Source organism: Candidatus Methanocrinis alkalitolerans, assembly GCF_029167205.1.
Taxonomy (GTDB): domain Archaea; phylum Halobacteriota; class Methanosarcinia; order Methanotrichales; family Methanotrichaceae; genus Methanocrinis; species Methanocrinis alkalitolerans.
The window spans coordinates 1-16,031 of record NZ_JARFPL010000044.1 but is presented as its reverse complement, the minus strand read 5'-3'; the positions used below and the strand labels follow the sequence as shown (position 1 = coordinate 16,031).

General features: G+C 60.4%; 14 protein-coding genes and 1 pseudogene. 9 read left to right on the top strand and 6 right to left on the bottom strand.

Going from position 1 to position 16,031, the window contains the following annotated elements; all coding sequences use genetic code 11:
* Window positions 1-483: pseudogene (locus tag P0O24_RS10955) on the top strand (hypothetical protein); the annotation flags it as partial.
* 157 nt (window positions 484-640) lie between these two features.
* Here the strand turns inward: P0O24_RS10955 and P0O24_RS10950 are convergent.
* On the bottom strand, window positions 641-1,081 hold the full coding sequence (locus P0O24_RS10950) for a helix-turn-helix domain-containing protein (protein WP_316969795.1): 441 nt from the start codon (window positions 1,079-1,081) through the stop codon (window positions 641-643).
* A gap of 114 nt (window positions 1,082-1,195) precedes the next feature.
* Between P0O24_RS10950 and P0O24_RS10945 the strand changes: the two genes are divergently transcribed.
* A complete protein-coding gene (locus tag P0O24_RS10945) occupies window positions 1,196-3,595 on the top strand; it encodes an FtsX-like permease family protein (protein WP_316969794.1) in 2,400 nt (799 codons plus the stop codon).
* A gap of 73 nt (window positions 3,596-3,668) precedes the next feature.
* Here the strand turns inward: P0O24_RS10945 and ilvA are convergent, their stop codons facing one another.
* Both ilvA and P0O24_RS10935 read right to left on the bottom strand, forming a co-directional pair.
* On the bottom strand, window positions 3,669-4,886 hold the full coding sequence (ilvA, locus tag P0O24_RS10940; protein ID WP_316969793.1) for a threonine ammonia-lyase: 1,218 nt from the start codon (window positions 4,884-4,886) through the stop codon (window positions 3,669-3,671).
* A gap of 21 nt (window positions 4,887-4,907) precedes the next feature.
* Window positions 4,908-5,207 (bottom strand): YunC family protein, encoded by a 300-nt coding sequence (locus P0O24_RS10935; protein ID WP_316969792.1) that lies wholly within the window; start codon window positions 5,205-5,207, stop codon window positions 4,908-4,910.
* A 293-nt stretch (window positions 5,208-5,500) separates the two neighbouring features.
* Between P0O24_RS10935 and P0O24_RS10930 the strand changes: the two genes are divergently transcribed.
* The 5 genes from P0O24_RS10930 to rtcA all read left to right on the top strand — a co-directional run bounded on the left by P0O24_RS10930 (window position 5,501) and on the right by rtcA (window position 10,408).
* Complete coding sequence (locus P0O24_RS10930; protein ID WP_316969791.1) at window positions 5,501-7,885, top strand: tetratricopeptide repeat protein; 2,385 nt, start codon at window positions 5,501-5,503, stop codon at window positions 7,883-7,885.
* Window positions 7,886-7,978: 93 nt separating this feature from the next.
* Entirely contained in the window at window positions 7,979-8,572 is a 594-nt protein-coding gene (locus P0O24_RS10925) for an METTL5 family protein (protein ID WP_316969790.1), read from the top strand.
* Between the two features lie 8 nt (window positions 8,573-8,580).
* Window positions 8,581-9,144 carry an exosome complex RNA-binding protein Csl4 gene (locus P0O24_RS10920; protein WP_316969789.1) on the top strand — a complete coding sequence of 188 codons (564 nt, stop codon included), beginning with the start codon at window positions 8,581-8,583 and terminating at the stop codon, window positions 9,142-9,144.
* Window positions 9,141-9,416, top strand: a complete 276-nt coding sequence (locus tag P0O24_RS10915; RefSeq protein WP_316969788.1) for a DNA-directed RNA polymerase subunit L — start codon at window positions 9,141-9,143, stop codon at window positions 9,414-9,416. Before P0O24_RS10920 ends, P0O24_RS10915 begins: the two co-directional genes overlap by 4 nt.
* Window positions 9,413-10,408: an RNA 3'-terminal phosphate cyclase gene (gene rtcA, locus P0O24_RS10910; protein ID WP_316969787.1), complete on the top strand. Its 996-nt coding sequence runs from the start codon at window positions 9,413-9,415 to the stop codon at window positions 10,406-10,408. Before P0O24_RS10915 ends, rtcA begins: the two co-directional genes overlap by 4 nt.
* 69 nt (window positions 10,409-10,477) lie before the next feature.
* Here the strand turns inward: rtcA and P0O24_RS10905 are convergent, their stop codons facing one another.
* The gene (locus tag P0O24_RS10905; RefSeq protein ID WP_316969786.1) at window positions 10,478-11,161 is read right to left on the bottom strand and encodes an MBL fold metallo-hydrolase; all 684 of its coding nucleotides are present in this window, start codon (window positions 11,159-11,161) and stop codon (window positions 10,478-10,480) included.
* A gap of 50 nt (window positions 11,162-11,211) precedes the next feature.
* The gene (locus tag P0O24_RS10900; RefSeq protein ID WP_316969785.1) at window positions 11,212-12,000 is read right to left on the bottom strand and encodes a DUF5803 family protein; all 789 of its coding nucleotides are present in this window, start codon (window positions 11,998-12,000) and stop codon (window positions 11,212-11,214) included.
* 152 nt (window positions 12,001-12,152) lie between these two features.
* Here P0O24_RS10900 and P0O24_RS10895 point away from each other — a divergent pair, with 152 nt between their 5' ends.
* Together P0O24_RS10895 and P0O24_RS10890 are read left to right on the top strand one after the other, a co-directional pair.
* The gene (locus tag P0O24_RS10895) at window positions 12,153-12,647 is read left to right on the top strand and encodes a GNAT family N-acetyltransferase (protein ID WP_316969784.1); all 495 of its coding nucleotides are present in this window, start codon (window positions 12,153-12,155) and stop codon (window positions 12,645-12,647) included.
* A 105-nt stretch (window positions 12,648-12,752) separates the two neighbouring features.
* Window positions 12,753-14,687 (top strand): threonine--tRNA ligase, encoded by a 1,935-nt coding sequence (locus P0O24_RS10890; RefSeq protein ID WP_316969783.1) that lies wholly within the window; start codon window positions 12,753-12,755, stop codon window positions 14,685-14,687.
* A gap of 76 nt (window positions 14,688-14,763) precedes the next feature.
* On the opposite strand, the gene P0O24_RS10885 is transcribed toward P0O24_RS10890, so the two are convergent.
* On the bottom strand, window positions 14,764-15,741 hold the full coding sequence (locus P0O24_RS10885; protein WP_316969782.1) for a hypothetical protein: 978 nt from the start codon (window positions 15,739-15,741) through the stop codon (window positions 14,764-14,766).
* Between the last annotated feature and the right edge of the window lie 290 nt (window positions 15,742-16,031).

Sequence of the window (16,031 nt, the reverse complement as noted above, 5' to 3'; positions counted from 1 at the left end):
ATCGGGAGAAAGCCAAATCCGGTTCTTGTCCCCTACCCTAACTTGAAGTACGCAAAGGTCTGCAAGAAAAGAAAAAACGGGCGGATCATAGAGGTGATACAGCGTATCGTTTATGGCAATCCGGAGGAAGTAATGCGATTGCTAGGAGTCGATTACGGCGGAAAGATCAATACTGCATACATTGAGCGAATAAATCTTACAATTCGCAACTCTTTAGCGAGATTCGTGCGCAAGAGCATGAATTGCAGCAAAATCCTGAGAAGGCATACTCACGCTCTGGACTTCTTCCAAGCATGGTACAATTTCGTCAAACCTCATAAGTCTCTGAGGTTAGAGGTCAATCAAGGTAGAAAGAGATGGATGCAGAGAACTCCCGCGATGGCTGAAGGACTCGTTGATCACGTCTGGACCATCAAAGAACTGATGACATTCCATTGGTCATCGGTTAAGAGAAGAATCGCAATGAGGCAGCGATCTCGGTAGCAAGTACGGTGAGATTGGCTTGGTCAAAAAGGCTACAGCAAGTCAGTCTTGAAATCGGATCAAATCTAGATGACGCATAATTCGTGTGAAAAATGGCAATATTGTGTAGCTTAAACTCCTTAACCGATGACCCATGGATGACATTCAGGGTGCCAATTCAATGAAACGAGTACACTACCTTTTTTTGAACGAAGGTCCAAAGCTCGTCAAGCTCAACCTTCGAGATGACGATGTCCTTCATGAGAGCTTTGTTTACCTCTTCGCTGTGCTCTGCAGCCCTCGAAAGCCAACGTCTCACTGTATCCAGCTTAACTTCTAGAACCTCGGCAACTCCGCGAAGACTCATGCCCTTCAGAATCATCTTCAATGCGATGAGGATCTCATCTTCTTCTGTCCTCAGATCATAAAAGACGGTGTTAGTCCTCCCGCAAAATACCCGACCACAGTGGCGGCAGATGTACTTTTGGACCTTCCCGCTTTTGGTCATATATGTACCGTTACCGATAACGTTTCCTTCGCCGGTTACACCATGCAAAGTACAATCTTCGTTAGGGCATGGCACATCTATGAACTTTGGCTTTGGACCCCTCCTTGCCATCTTGCTATCCCTCGATATAAATAGCATGTTACAAGTATAAAAATCAACCTATTGGGAGGTCACTACCCTCCGCCGGCAACGGCTATAAACCAGCGAGGCCAAAATGAGGCTGTTTTGTACCCTCACGCCAAAAGCTTCGAGCTTTTCATCGCCATAAGGCACGTCGCATCTCGCAGGCGCCAGACGATCCTGTCGGTGGGGGCCGTCGCCCTCGCCGTCTCCATATCCCTGATATTCACCTCCCTTGGGAACGGCTCCCAGATGGTCCTCACCGAGATCGTCGAGGAGAAGCTCCCCCACGTCCGGATCACCCCCGACGGGAAGGAGAAGTACATCCACCTCTACCGGGGGCTCCTCGATCGGGTCGCCGCCATCGAGGGGATCAGCTCCACTTCGGCGACCCTATCGACCCAGGCGACGATCTCCTTTAAGGAGAAGAGGAGAAACGCCCTCCTCCGAGGGGTCGATCCCACCGCTGAGGACGCCATCTACAAGATAAGCTCTTCGATGGTGGAGGGCGACTTCTTCGAGATCCAGGATGGAAAAAAGGTCGTCATGGGATCGAGGCTTGTGGAGAGGCTCGGCCTGAAGGTCGGCGACCGGGTCGATGCGACCTTTCCTCGGGCCAAGAGCACCGACCTCCTGGTGGTGGGGATCTTCGATACCGGAACCCCCCTCGACGAGACCGTCGCCTACGTCTCCCTCAGGACTGCGAAGGAGTTCCTCGACGAGGGGGACGTCGTAAACTCCATTGAGCTTAGGCTCTTCGATATATATGATGCGGAGAGGGTCGCCGCCGCCGTCGGGGACCTCGGCTACGAGGCCGCGCCCTGGCAGGAGACCAACCCCGAGATCGTCAGGTCTATCGAGGTCGGGGGGTTCTGGAGGTCCCTGTCCATCTTCTTTGTGATGATCATCGCCGCCTTCGGGATAGCCGCCATCATGAACATGCTCGTCCTGGAGAAGGTCCGGGAGATGGGGATGCTCCTCGCCCTGGGGGCGGACCGATCCGGCCTCCTCAAGATCTTCGTCCTCGAGTCTGGGGTCCTCGGCCTCTTGGGAGGCCTCCTCGGATCCGTTTTGGGCCTCTTGGGCATCCTTGCCCTGGGGAGCCTCAGGTTCGAGACGACGGCAGGGGGAAGGGAGCTCACCTCCATACCCCTGGTCATCGACCCCTGGAACTTTCCAGCGTACATAATCATGGCCGTCGCCCTCAGCCTCCTGGCGGGAGCGTACCCCGCCTATCGGGCTTCGAAGCTCGACCCCGTCGAGGCGCTCAGGGGCGCGGAGGCTGGGTGGAAGAGGCGGATGGGGTGGAGGCCGACGTTCCTCGAGGAGGTCCTGGCGTGCCGGTGCATCTCCCTGGGGTTTGAGACGGCAGTGGCCACGAGGCACATCATCTCCAACAGGAGGGGTACTGCCTTCACCCTCCTATCGGTGGGGGTGGCGGTGGGGGTCATCATAATGTCCCTGGGGATCACCGAAGGGGTCATAGGCGAGATCGTGGCCGGGACCATAGAGAAGAACCCCCACGTCTACATCGAGCCGAAGGAGGACGAGGAGTACCTCCACCTCTACAGGACCATATCTGAGCGGATCTGGGATCGCCCCGAAGTCGTCGCCGTCTCGCCCAGGCTCGTGGGCCAGGGGGCAGCCCGTTACCGGGATAACGTGGAGGGGGTGGAGTTCATCGGAGTCGACCCCGGCTCAGAAGACCTCCTTCTGAACGTCCAGGCCTCGATCCTCGAGGGAGACTTCTCGGATCTGAGATATGGGAGGAGGTCCGCCTTCATCGGGGTTAAGCTCGCAGAAAACCTCGGGATCAAGCCCGGTGATGCCTTCGACCTCGTCCTGAAGGACCGGACGGTGAGGCTGAAGGTGGCGGGTTTGGTGGAGAAGGGGACGGCGAAAGACTCGAACCTCGTATACATACCCCTCAAGACCGCCCAAGTCCTGGTGGGAGAAGGGGACGTCGTCTCAGAGATCGGCGTGAGGCTCTCGAACTTCGAGGACGCTCCAGCGGTGGCTGAGGATCTGGGATCCGCCCTCCACCTCGAGACGAGCACATGGCAGGACTTCAGCCGGGAGATCGCACGGTTTGTAGCCACCCAGTCGCGGATAAACCTCATCTTCTACTCCATGATCATCGCCATCTCCGGCTTCGTAATCGCCAACACCACCATCATGATCGTAAGCAGAAGGACCCGGGAGATCGGGATAATGATGGCTATGGGTGCAGATGAAAGGTCCATCCTCAGGATATTCCTCTTCGAGAACCTCATCCTCGCCCTCCCCGGAGGCATCCTGGGGTCGATCGTCGGCCTCGCCGCCGGAAGGACGATCGCCACCTTCGGACCCACCGGATTTGGGGACGTACCCCTCACCTTCACCTTGCGGCCGGAGCTCGTCGTCTACTCGATCCTCTTCGCCCTCTGCCTCAACTTCCTGGCGGGGCTCTACCCGGCCCTCAGGGCGTCAAAGCTCAATCCCGTCGAGGCGATGGCCCAGGACTGAGTTCCTCCGAAAGTCGGCATATTGACAAAAGGGGAGGGGAACATCTGCGAAGAGGCTCATAAGGGGGGGCTCATCACCTCACCACTATCTCGTACCCTCTCGCCTCAAGCACCTCTCTCATCTCATCGATATGGTCGAACCCCCGGGCCTCCACCTCCAGCTCGACCCTGGTTCTGAAGAGGGAATGGTCCAGGCCGCCCCTGGCATGATGGATCGATAAGACGTTTCCCCCCTCCTCTGCCACAGTGCCCAAAAGGCGGGCGAGGGAGCCGGGGACGTCGTCGATGCAGGCGGAGAATCTCATGATCCTCCCGTTCTTCATAAGCCCCTGCCTTATCACCCTCTCCAGGAGGGGCGGGTCGAGGTTGCCTCCGCTGATCAAAAGGACGACTTTGCCCCCCTTCGGGACCAGGACCTTTGAGGCGAGAAGGGCGGCCAGGGGCGCGGCCCCTGCCCCCTCCGCCAAGACCTTCTTCCTCTCCAGAAGGGCCAGGACCGCCGAGGCTATCTCCTCCTCCTCCACCAGGACCACCTCGTCGACGAGCTGGCGAATTATGGGATAGTTCGCCTCGCCGATCTCTTTGACGGAGATGCCGTCGGCGATGGACCTCTTCGCCTCGACCCTGACCCGCCTCCCCTCTCGGAGGGCCTGGTGGGCGGAGGGGCAGGCGGCGGCCTGGACCCCCACGATCCTCGTCTCGGGCTTCAACCCCTTTATCGCCGTGGCCACGCCGCCTATGAGGCCGCCTCCGCCGATGGGGACGACGACGACGTCAGGGTCGGGGAGGTCCTCCAGGATCTCAAGGCCCATCGTCCCCTGGCCTGTGATTATCTCCGGGTCGTCGTAGGGGTGGATGAAGAGCCTCCCGTCCCCTGCGATCCTTTTCGCGACGGAGATGCTCTCGGCGAGGCTATCTCCCGCCAGGATCACCTCTGCCCCGTACCCCTGGGTCGCCTCCTGCTTTCCCGCAGAGGCCCAGACCGGCATCACGATGGTGGCAGAGATCCCCGCGGCCCGAGCGGCGAGGGCGACCCCCTGGGCGTGGTTTCCTGCGGAGGCGGCGACGACCCCTCCGGTTCCCATCTCTTCACGACGGCGGAGGAGCTTGTAGGTGGCCCCCCTCACCTTGAAGGAGCCGCCTGTCTGGAGGCACTCCAGCTTCAGATAGACCTCTGCCCCCGCCATCCGGGAGAAGGTGGGGGAACGGACGAGGGGGGTGCGGATGACCCTCCCCTCCAAAAGCCTGGCCGCCCTCCTGACATCCTCCAGGCCGATTTCGGTTTTGAGCATCCCGTTCATCCCCTCTTCCCCTCAGAGGAGGGCCAGGGCTTCATCTCCCCTCATCCCCACCTCGACCCCAAGGCCGGCTGCCGCCCCGTTGACGTCCTTCACCTCTCCAGCCATGAGGTCCTCGAGGCCTTCTATCGAGCTTCCTCCGACGGGCTTAACCCTCGCCGCCGGGTATCCGAATCTGTCCAAGGCTGAGACGTCGAAGGCACCGCAGCCGACCAGCCCCTTGGTCCCCACCGCAAAGACGATATTTGCGGACCCCAGGGGGATGATGTACCCCTTAGCCACCCCGCCCTCGTATGCCAACTCCTTTTGAATCATAATAGTCCCCTTCCCAAGCAGCCTCTCCGCCGTCCATAGGCTCGGTGGCCCCGGGATCGAGCCCTTTTGGACCCATCTCGATTATCCCATCCTGAAGCCTGCGGCACCTCCGTCGAGAGGACGACATCGAGCTTTACTGCCGTCATAATCATCGATCGTTCATATATATCTAAACTGATATAGATTTTTCCAGCCCCGGCAAGAGGAGCGCTCCCCGCCCGGATATACTCTGGGCATCTGCCGCATATTATTCCCGCAGAAACTACTTAAAGATAAAAGTCGATTCATACCCGATGGATCAGCTCGTAGTCCTCCAGGAGATATTCGAGTCTTACATGAGGGGCGGATCATCTCGTTCCATAGATCCTAAATCGATCAGTGGCGATTGTGCTGATCTCGTTGCCGCCCTCCTGGAGAGCTTCGAAGAGGGGCAGATCGACGAGAATATCTGCATCAGGCTATTCAACTGTCTCTCCGACATTTATGATATCAAAAGGCTCGGGGACATCTGTAGGCTGGCGGGCCATCTTGGGGTTGCGGCGAGATGTTACAACAAGGCCCTATCCCTCACATCGGACCGGCACGTCAGGTCAGTCCTCCTCAACAACCTCGGCCAGGTTCACGCCCGGCAGGGGTACCTCGGCAGGGCGCTCCACCACTACGAGCTGGCGGCGGATGGGTTCACCGATCTCGGGGACGTCGGGTCTCTCGCCCACGTCCTCGGGAACATGGGGTCTGCCTACAGGTCGAGCCAGAATTATGATAAGGCTATGGAAAGCTGCCGCAAAAGCCTGGATATCTTCAAGAGCCTCCATGACGACTTCGGCGTCGCCCAGATGACCGGGAGCCTCGGCAGAATTTATGCCGAGACCGACGAATTCGACCTCGCCCTCCAGCACTACGAGAAGAGTCTATCGGACTTCGAGGGGCTCGGGGATCAGAGGCAGGTCGCCTGGCTTCTGAACCGAATGGGGCGGGTCAACGCCGAGATGGGGGAGGAAGAGGTCGCCATCGGCTACTACCACAAGTCCATGGAGATCTTCGAGGGGATCGGCCAGCAGCAGAACGCCGGGGTCGTCCTCTCCAACATCGGGCGGCTGTACCTGGACCGGGGCGACTACGATCTGGCCGCCGACCACCTGGAGACGAGCCTCGATCTGATCAGAAAGAGCATGCAGCCGGTCCGTGCCAACGCCGTGTCGTGGCTATCTGCCGCCAGGTCGATCCAGGCCCGGGAACTCCACCAGCAGGCGCTCCATTCCGTCGGCGGTGCGGATGGAGAGCGGTCCGGGATGGACCTCTTCGTGGAGGCGTCGATGAAATACGCCGCCGTCGGAGAATGCTACTCAGAGCTGGCGGCGACCCAGGGGGTGGGCCTCCCCGAGCTGGAGGTGTTGGCGGGGATAGCACGGTTCGCCTCCGCCCTGGTGATACTGGAGACGGAGGACGACGCCGATAAGGCGATCAAGCTGGCGGAAGAGGCGGTGATGGCCTTAAACTACGCCCTCTCGAAGACGGAGGACGACCAGGAAACCCCCTCCGTCGAGGGGTTACGCCGGAGCATGATGGGGGTGAAGGAGGCCTGGCGCATCGCCCTCGCGAAGGACGAGCCCTGGCAGCTCACTGACGTCGTCGCCGACGCCACCGAGCACTTCACCCAGGGGGTCCTCCAGCTCAGCTCCACTGGGAGGGGCTGCAAAGAGGCGTGCGGACACCTCCTCCCGGCCTTCAAGAACCTGGGAAGGTCCATGACGGCGATGCTCAAGGGCGAACCCCCGGGAGACCTCTCGGATAGCATGACCTATCTCAAGCGGGCGGAGAGCGCCTTCGAGCTCGCAGCCCCCGACCTGGGGATGATAAGCCCCTTCCAGATCAGAGAGGCCCGCTTGATGGTGGAGAGGCTCCAGGATATCGCAAAAGATGGGAAGGCACAGAGGGGGCTTCTTCTGGAGACGTATCAGAGGGCGCTCCTCCTCATGGGCAGGGTCCTCACCAGGGCGGCCCTTAAAGAGGCGGCGGAGCTGGAGGTCGTCAGGACCTGGGACGAGTCCATGAACCTCTCGGAGGAGAGGCCCCTCGGCAAACCGAAGCCTAAGGCTGCGACCCCCATGGAGATGGGAGAGCGGCGGTCGGCCTCTACGGAGGCAGAACCGATGGAGGATCGGGAGGCCCTCCCCGATGATGGAGGGGAGGGTCGGATCTCGAAGTTCCCCCTGATCCGCCCCGTCGAAGACGTCCTCATCCAGGAGGGCAGTCCGTCGTTGGGAGGGTCCGTCAGATCGTCAGAATCGCTCTACCGTCCGGATGGGGGGTTGCCTCTGGACCTGCCCCTCGAAGAACCCCGGGGGGCAGTGGAGGGGACGACGTCGACGATCGAGGGCCCCGACCCCTTCGAATCGCCATCTTCCCATGGTATTTTGAAGAATCCCGCATGCATTGATTCTGCGGGGTTCAAGGCTCGCCGGAGATCTCCGGTAAAGTACATCTCCAAATTCGCCACCGTCCTTGGGGCGGACCTCGGAGGGATCCTCTCGGGAAGGTCGCAGTTTCGGACCCCGCGGTTGCAGAGGTGGTCCACCAGGGCGGTTCTGGAGTTTCTGGTCATCAGAGGGTTCAGCCTATTTTTGGCCCTCGTATTCCTCTACCTCCTCATCGACCTGACCCACTACTTCATATAGGTCAGAGCCGAAACGGGAGCCCGACCTCGATGTTGGGGCCGACGATCTTCAGGACGCCCCTGCCATGGGCCGTCCGCTCTTGAGACCACCATCATGAAGAGACGAAAGCTAGAGATGATCATGGAGGGGTTGGAGGGGTTCTCCGCCCCCGACCCCAGCCTTGAACAGTACGTCACCCCCGCTTCCATCGCCTCCCATCTCCTATATTCCGCCCTCCTGCGGGGGGACCTGGAGGGGACGGTCTGCGACCTTGGGTGCGGTACAGGGACTCTGGCGATAGGGGCCGCCCTCCTGGGGGCGAGGTCCGTGGGGGTCGAGCTCGACCCCTCCGCCCTCAAGATCGGCGTGGAGAATGCGAGCCGTCTTGGCGTCGACGTCGATTTCGTGAGGGGCGACGTCACCTCCATAGTCTTGCGAGGCGTCTCGACGGTGGTGATGAACCCCCCCTTTGGGGCCCAGAAGGGGAGCCGTGGGGATCGTCCCTTCCTCAGAAAGGCGACGGAGATGGGAGAGGTGGTCTACTCGATCGCCAACGCCGGAAGCGAAGGGTTCATTAGACGGTTCGTAGAACCCTGTAAGGTCGAAGAGGTCGAGAAGATCGCCTTTCCCCTCAAACGCTCCCTGGCGTTTCACACGAGGGACGTCAAGATCATAGAAGTCGAATTATATCGGATAATTTGCAGGTGAACCATAATATGCGATCCAATTTTGTAATCCCCGGTGAAGTCGTCGGCACCGCCGAGGAGTTCCTCCCCGGCGAAGGCACCTACGTAAGAGGAGAGCACCTCCGGGCATCGACTACGGGGGTGATCGAGGTGGACGCCAAAAACAGGTCTGCAAAGGTCCTTCCCAGGATAAACGCCCCCGTAACGCTGAGGAACGGGGACGTGGTAGTCGGCCAGATAACAGACCTGAAAGAGAGCCTGGCGATCCTCCGGCTCGCCTTCAAGAGAGGATGCGAGGAGAGGCCGATCCACAATTCAGAGGCGCTGATCCACATATCCAGGGTCAAGAACTCCTACGTCAAGGATATCCGCTCCGTCCTCGGCCTCAGGGACATCATCAAGGCGAAGATAATCGACGATACGCCCACCATAGGCCTATCGATAGTCGACGGCGACCTGGGGGTGGTGAAGGCATACTGCGGAAGGTGCGCAACCCCCCTGCGTATCGAGGGTGATCGGCTCGTATGTCCCGACTGCGGACAGGTGGAGTCCCGGAAGCTCAGCACCGATTTCGGAACCGGGGTGATCAGATGAACGTGAAGATCCTGAAAAAGACCGAAGACGAGCTCCACCTGGAGTTCGAGGGGGATAGCCACACCCTCCTCAACCTCCTGAGGACGGAGCTTCTGAAGGACGATAGAGTCCTCCTCGCCACCTACGACGCCAAGTTTCCGATGATGACCAACCCCATATTCCGGCTGAAGACCCGAAAGGTCGATCCCGTCCTCCTCCTCAACGAGGTCGCCGTCAGGATAGCCGGGTTATGCGAGGAGTTCGAAGAGGAGTTCAGAGCAGCGGTCGGATGATAGAGATAGACGGGTCCTTCGGCGAGGGCGGGGGGCAGATAGTGAGGACCGCCGTCGCCCTCTCGGCGGTCACCGGCGACCCCGTCCGGATAACGAGGATCAGGGATAATAGGCCAAAGCCGGGCCTCTCGCCCCAGCACGCTACGGCGATAAAGGCTCTGGCCAGGGTCGCCGACGCCGAGATCCAGGGGGTGAAGCCGGGGTCGGCCGAGATAATTTTTCGGCCCCGAGATCTCCGGGGCGGCGAGTACGAGGTCGACATAGGGACCGCCGGAAGCGTCACCCTCCTCATCCAGTGCCTCCTCCCCGCCCTAGTCTTCGCCGACTCTCCAGCGACCCTGATCGTCCGGGGCGGAACCGACGTCCGATGGTCGCCGACGATCGATTACCTATCGCGGGTCGCCCTTCCCGCCTTCGGCGAGTTCGCCGTCAGATCGACCCTATCCTGCGAGAGGCGAGGCTATCACCCCAGGGGCGGAGGGATCGCCGTCCTGAAGACGGTCCCGGGAAAGCTTCAGAGGGCGGATCTCTCCCCCTCGAAATTCGGATCTGTCGATGGGGTCTCTCACTCATCAAACCTCCCGGAGCACGTCGCTCGAAGGCAGGCGAAGGCGGCGAGAGAGATCCTGAAAGGTGCGGGGTATAGAGCCGAGATAGGGTGCGAAGCCACGAATCTTCCCTCCACCGGGAGCGGGATCACCCTCTGGTCGGGGAGGAAAGGGGCTAGCGCCCTCGGCGAGCGGGGGCTTCTGGCTGAGAAGGTGGGGGCCATGGCTGCAGAGGAGATGGTGGCTGAATTAGGGTCGAAGGCGGCGGTAGATCGCCATCTATCGGACCAGCTCGTCCCCTACCTCGCCCTGGCAGGCGGATCTTACACCGCGCCCATGGTATCGAGCCACGCCTCGACGAACATCTGGACGGCTCAAAGGTTCCTGGACGTCAATATATCCGTCGAGGAAGGAGAGGTGGCGATCTTCAGGGCTGACCCCTGAACGGAGACCTCTTTATATTTTTCTCTAATCTCCCTCTGTCATCCAAGCCGTAAGGACGAAAGATTTTCCCTAGACCCGGCTGTACCTCAGCAGCTGGGACTCTATGTAACCCCTCACCTCCCCGCCCCTGAAGACCCCGGCGTGCCCCTCGCAGAGGATGTCCGCCTCCAGCTCCAGAAGCTTCTCCATCGACCTTTTCCATTCGGAGATATCTGAACCCCAAACGTCGCTGAAGGGTCCGTGGACGTCCTGGCCGAAGAGGACCCTCCCCTCTCCCATATCAATATAAGCGGCGATGGACCCGGGGGTGTGGCCCGGGGTGGCTATGAAGTGAAACTCCAGGTCCCCGATCTTTTGAGCCGTCTCATCTCCTCCCAGAATCGTATCTATCTTTTCGGGCCAGTACTCGATTCCGTAGAGGTCGGCGGCGGTGAGGGCGGGATCGCCGAGCTCGATGGCGTCCCGGTCTCTTCGGTGAGCTATCACCCTGCAGCCGGTCGCCTCTTTGATCCTGGATATCCCTCCAATGTGGTCGATGTGGCCGTGGGTGGCGACGAGGTGGCTGATCCGGCTAGGCTCGAAGCCGAGGGCCTCGACGTTTGACAGGATCGCTCCGGCGCCGGAGCCGGCCCCAGCGTCGATCATGACGAGCTTCGGGCCAGCGTCCGCGAGGTAGACGCAGCAGTCGGCGGGGTGGGATATCCCTGCGCCCCCAACCAGATATATCCCCCTCCAGATCTCTTTCGGCTCCATAATGGTCGCTAGAGGGGTTTGCTCTTACTTAGACCTCACCGCTTCGGGTCTCAGGTACGCCCTTTATCGTCACGATCCTTATCGACGCCGTCGTTCTCTTCAAGATCCTCATCATCGCGATCTTCGCCGCGACGATCTTTCCGTTCGAGTTCTTTTCCGTCACCTTCCTCCTCGGCGCCTTCGATCTCGGCGTCCTCCCTGAAGGACCGAAGCCTCTTGATGCTCATATTGTGCTCCAGGACCAGGACCCCGGCGATGAAGGCCAGGAGGAGGAGAAAGAGCCTGAAGGCCCTGGGGGCGCCCTCCCTGTAGAAGCTGACGTCGATATACGCCCTCTTCTCCGGGTCGGTCCAGATGAGGGTGGTCCTCCCGTCGAGGGTTCCTACAGCGTCGGGGTCCGGCCGTGCCCTCCCCAGGATCCGATCGCCGGTGGCGTACCCTTCGGGGAGGACGACCCTCACCGATTCGCCCTCCTCGACGGGGGCGACGAATCTCTGTTCCGAGATGGGGATGGTGTAGCTCATCTGGCCTCTGACCGGCCGATGGGAGACGACCTGGTACCGGTAAGATCCCCGCCAGAACTGGACCTCCGTCTCAACGGGGACCGTCGATCCCTGGGAGTCAAAGAGGATTATCTCGACCTTGTAGGGGAGGGTGAGGTCGAAGCTAGTCCCGTTGGCCGGGACTATAGCCTCCGCCTCGGACCTTCCGAGGATGTAGGTCGTCCCCGCGAAACCGTCGGAGACGAGCCCCTGGGACGACGGCGCCGTCGCCAGGAGTATAAGGGGCAAGAGGAGGATCAGATCCTTCGGCCATCTCGGATCAGCTCTTCGGTCCATATCATCCATCCCCTCTATCGCCATCGATGATCTAAGATCCCGGCTCAGGCTGGCTGGCCTCTCCGGGGCGGCCGCCCTCCAGGAGAGGTCGCCGACTTCCCACGAACCGGATGGGATAAAAACTTCCCCATCGACAACTTATTATCGGCTCAATGCCCATGGCCGAGGTCGCCTATATGAACGCCACCGACGCCGGGGGGGTCCCGAAGGGGAAGGTCAGGATCAGGAGGTTTGAGCCCCGCGACTTCTCCGAGGCGGTGGCCCTCGACTCCCAGGCCGGTGGCGGCCACGATCCCTACCTCCTCACCTTCTTCTACGAGAACTACCCCACCACATTCCTGGTGGCGGAGAAGGACGGGAAGGTCGCCGGGATGGTCCTGGGGTTCCGGCAGACTCCGATGGAAGGAAGGGTATTCTGGCTCGCGGTCCGGTCCGGGGACTGGGGGAGGGGGATCGGCGGAAGGCTGTTGAAGGAGCTATTGGAGATCTTCCGGAGGCTCGGGGTGATGGAGGTGATCCTGGAGGTCCGGGCGGCGAACAAGAGGGCCCAGAGCCTCTACATCGACCTGGGCTTTGAGATCTATACCACCTGCAATAGCTACTACCCCGACGGCGAGGCGGCGATCATCATGAGAAGGCCGCTGTAGCCATCCGTAAAATCTCCATATGACTTCCCGCATCTCTTCAACCCCTGTCGAAAGGTTGAACTAGGTGGCCTCTTTTGTAGCTGGCTATAACGAAGGTGGTTTTATTTGCAGTTGCTCTTGATCCACTCTGATTATATCGAGTTTGAGGCAAAGAGGCGCACTCCCGTCGCCGAGGACGTGGGAGAGGCGGAGAAGGCGGGACGGATGGAGGAGGCTCTATGCGCCTTCATCGCCGTCGAGAAGATCGACGAGGATGACGTCTCTGCGGTCGTAGCCGCAGGAGCAAAAGAGATCGCCTCCGTGGCGGAGCAGGTGAAGACCAAAAGGATCATGCTCTACCCCTACGCCCACCTCAGCTCCAGCCTCTCTTCCCCTGCCGCGGCCGTCGAGGTCCTCCGGGGGCTGCAGGAGGCTCTCCAGGAGGAGTACGAGGTGGCAAAGGCCCCCTTCGGCTGGTACAAGGCCTTCAGGCTCAGCTGCAAGGGCCATCCCCTCTCGGAGCTCTCCCGGTCCATAAGGGTCGGCGAGGGGGCAGGGGCCGAGGCAGGGGCGGCCGCACCGGCCGCGGCCGAGGACTTGCCCGAGGCGGCGGAGAAAGAGGAGGTAGTCTCGGAGGCTCTGAAGGCCGAGGCTAAGGCTGTATCCTTCTGGAAGATCATGACCCCCGACGGCCTCATGGCAGATCCGGAGAAGTTCGACTTCAGGGGCCGCGAGAACCTCGGAAAGTTCGTCAACTACGAGATATCCAAGAGCAGGGCAGTCGAGTCCGTCCCGCCCCACGTCGAGCTGATGAGACGCCTGGAATTGGTCGACTACGAGCCTGGCTCCGACTCGGGGAATATGAGGTACTACCCCAAGGGGAGGCTCGTCAAGTCCCTACTGGAGTCTTACGTCCTGGAGAGGGCGGCAGATATGGGGGCGATGGAGGTGGAGACGCCAATCATGTACGACATGAACCACCCCACCCTCAAAAAGTACCTCGATCGTTTCCCGGCGAGGCAGTACTCCATCGAGGCGGAGAAGAGGAGCTTTTTTTTGCGATTTGCTGCCTGCTTCGGCCAGTTCCTGATGAGCCACGACATGACCCTCTCCTACCGGTCCCTCCCCCTCAAGATGATCGAGATGACCCGCTACTCCTTCCGCCGGGAGCAGCGCGGCGAGCTGGTGGGGCTGCGCAGGTTGCGGGCCTTCACCATGCCGGACATGCACACCCTCTGCGCCGACATGGCCGAGGCGACGGCGGAGTTTGAGAAGCAGTACGAGACCTCGATATCGGTCCTGGCGGAGGCGGGCCTCGATCTCGACGACTACGAGGTGGCGATCAGGTTCACCCGGGAGTTCTACGAAGAGAACCGGGAGTTTGTCGAGGGGCTCGTCGGAATCGTCAACAAGCCGGTCCTCATCGAGATGTGGGAGGAGCGGTTCTTCTACTTCGTCCTTAAGTTCGAGTTCAACTTCGTCGACGCCCTGGACAAGGCCTCCGCTCTCTCGACGGTCCAGATCGACGTCGAGAACGCCGACCGCTACGAGATAGACTACGCCGACGCAGCCGGAGCCCTCAGGCGGCCGGTGATCCTCCACTGCTCGCCATCCGGCGCCATCGAGAGGCTTATGTTCGCCCTCCTGGAGAAGGCCCACCGCGTCTCCGTCGAGGGGAAGGTTCCGATGCTGGCAACCTGGATATCGCCGACCCAGGTGAGGGTGATCCCGGTGGCCGAACGCCACCTCGCCCGGGCCTTAGAGGTCGCCGGGGCGATAGGCTTCAGGACCGACGTCGACGACCGGGACGAGACCGTCGGCAAAAAGATCCGGGACGCCGGAAGGGAGTGGATACCTTACGTCGTCGTCATCGGCGACCAAGAGCTGGAGTCTGGCAAGCTCGCCGTCACCGTCAGGGCAGAGTCGCAGCCCAAGAAGCCATACAAAGTCGAGATGGCCCCAGAAGAGCTGAAGGCCCGGATCGGATCGGAGACGGCCGGCAAGCCGTGGAAGAGGCTTCCCCTGCCGGTGAAGCTCTCGGAGAGGCCACGGTTCATCTGAGATGGCGATCGGGCGGGGAGGGCGCCCTTTAAGCTTCCCCTTTTTGCCGCCTTTATCAGTAGACCTTTTTCTCCCTTCAGCTGTAGCATAGTTCGATGGTGTAGCTGCGCCCGCTCTCGTAGTAGTCGTTGAAGGTGCAGGTGATCCCAGAGCCGCTGGCCCTTATCGTATGCCATCGGTCGCCCGGAACGGTGAAGGTGTATATCCCGTCCCGGACGTCTCCACCCCAGCCGTCGGCCCCTATCCTGGAGCCGTCGAGGTATACGCTGTAGCCCTTGAGGGAGGTCGACTCGAGGGTCACCCTGGCGGACCCGTAGCCTTGGGGCACAGTCCCGGGCCCCGGCGGCGAGGCGGGCCATGTTCCCCGCCTCACATCCACCACCACGGCGTTGCTGATCTCATCTCCGACGGAGAAGAGGAGGAGGTACCTGCCCAACTCTTCGGCCCTGAAGGTGAGGAGGCTGTAGCCTGTATATATCGAAAGCCTTTTTTGGACCGTCTTCTCGGCAGGAGTTATCTCGTAGAAGGTGGCCCACCCCCCGCCGGGGGAGTAGGCCACAAGCCTCAGATAAGCGCCTTGCGGGACTATGGCATACCCCGTCCAGCTCCTGGCCCCCAGAATCCAGAGGCTTTCGGCCCCAGGGAAATACGTCTGATAATAAGAGCCGGATATGGGTTTGCCTCCGGGGCCGGTGGCATAAATATCCGGCGTCCCCGATATATAGTACCTATCGACCTCCATCCCGGTGGGGGCGGTCAGGCTGAAGTACTCCGAGTAGATGGAGAACTCCGAGGTCGATGGCCAGGTCGGCACTTCAATGCCGTAACTTTCCGGATGCTTCTCGCTCATTATCCAGGGGCCGCCAAGGCCCATCTCGAAGAGGATCTCCGCCTCCCTCTCGCCGGGCTCGTATTCGAGCTGGGCGGAGGAGAGGGCGATCATGGTGAGGATGATGCAGGCCGTCACCAAACCATTTTTGGCGAGATCCCTCCGGAGGGCTCCTTTGCCGCAGATTCGAGCCTCGCCACCCTTTAGTCCGTCAATTTCAAACATAAAACCCACTCCAAAGCAAATGGCCCGTTCGGGCTACAATCAGATCGACCATATTGGCTCGGAAAATATTTAAGAATACCGCGCCGTCTCTGCGGTTTTTCGCGTCTTGATATCTCCTCACTTAAACAGATTCCATTGGTCATCGGTTAAGGGAAAAATCGCGGTAACTATTCAGCCACCATGGCCATATAACGCAATTCCTTCAGAGACGCCCTCACAATAGGGTTCGGTTAAGTGGCAGCTGAAGGAGGAACATAGGGCTTTCCCTCAAACGCACCTTGAATTGCATC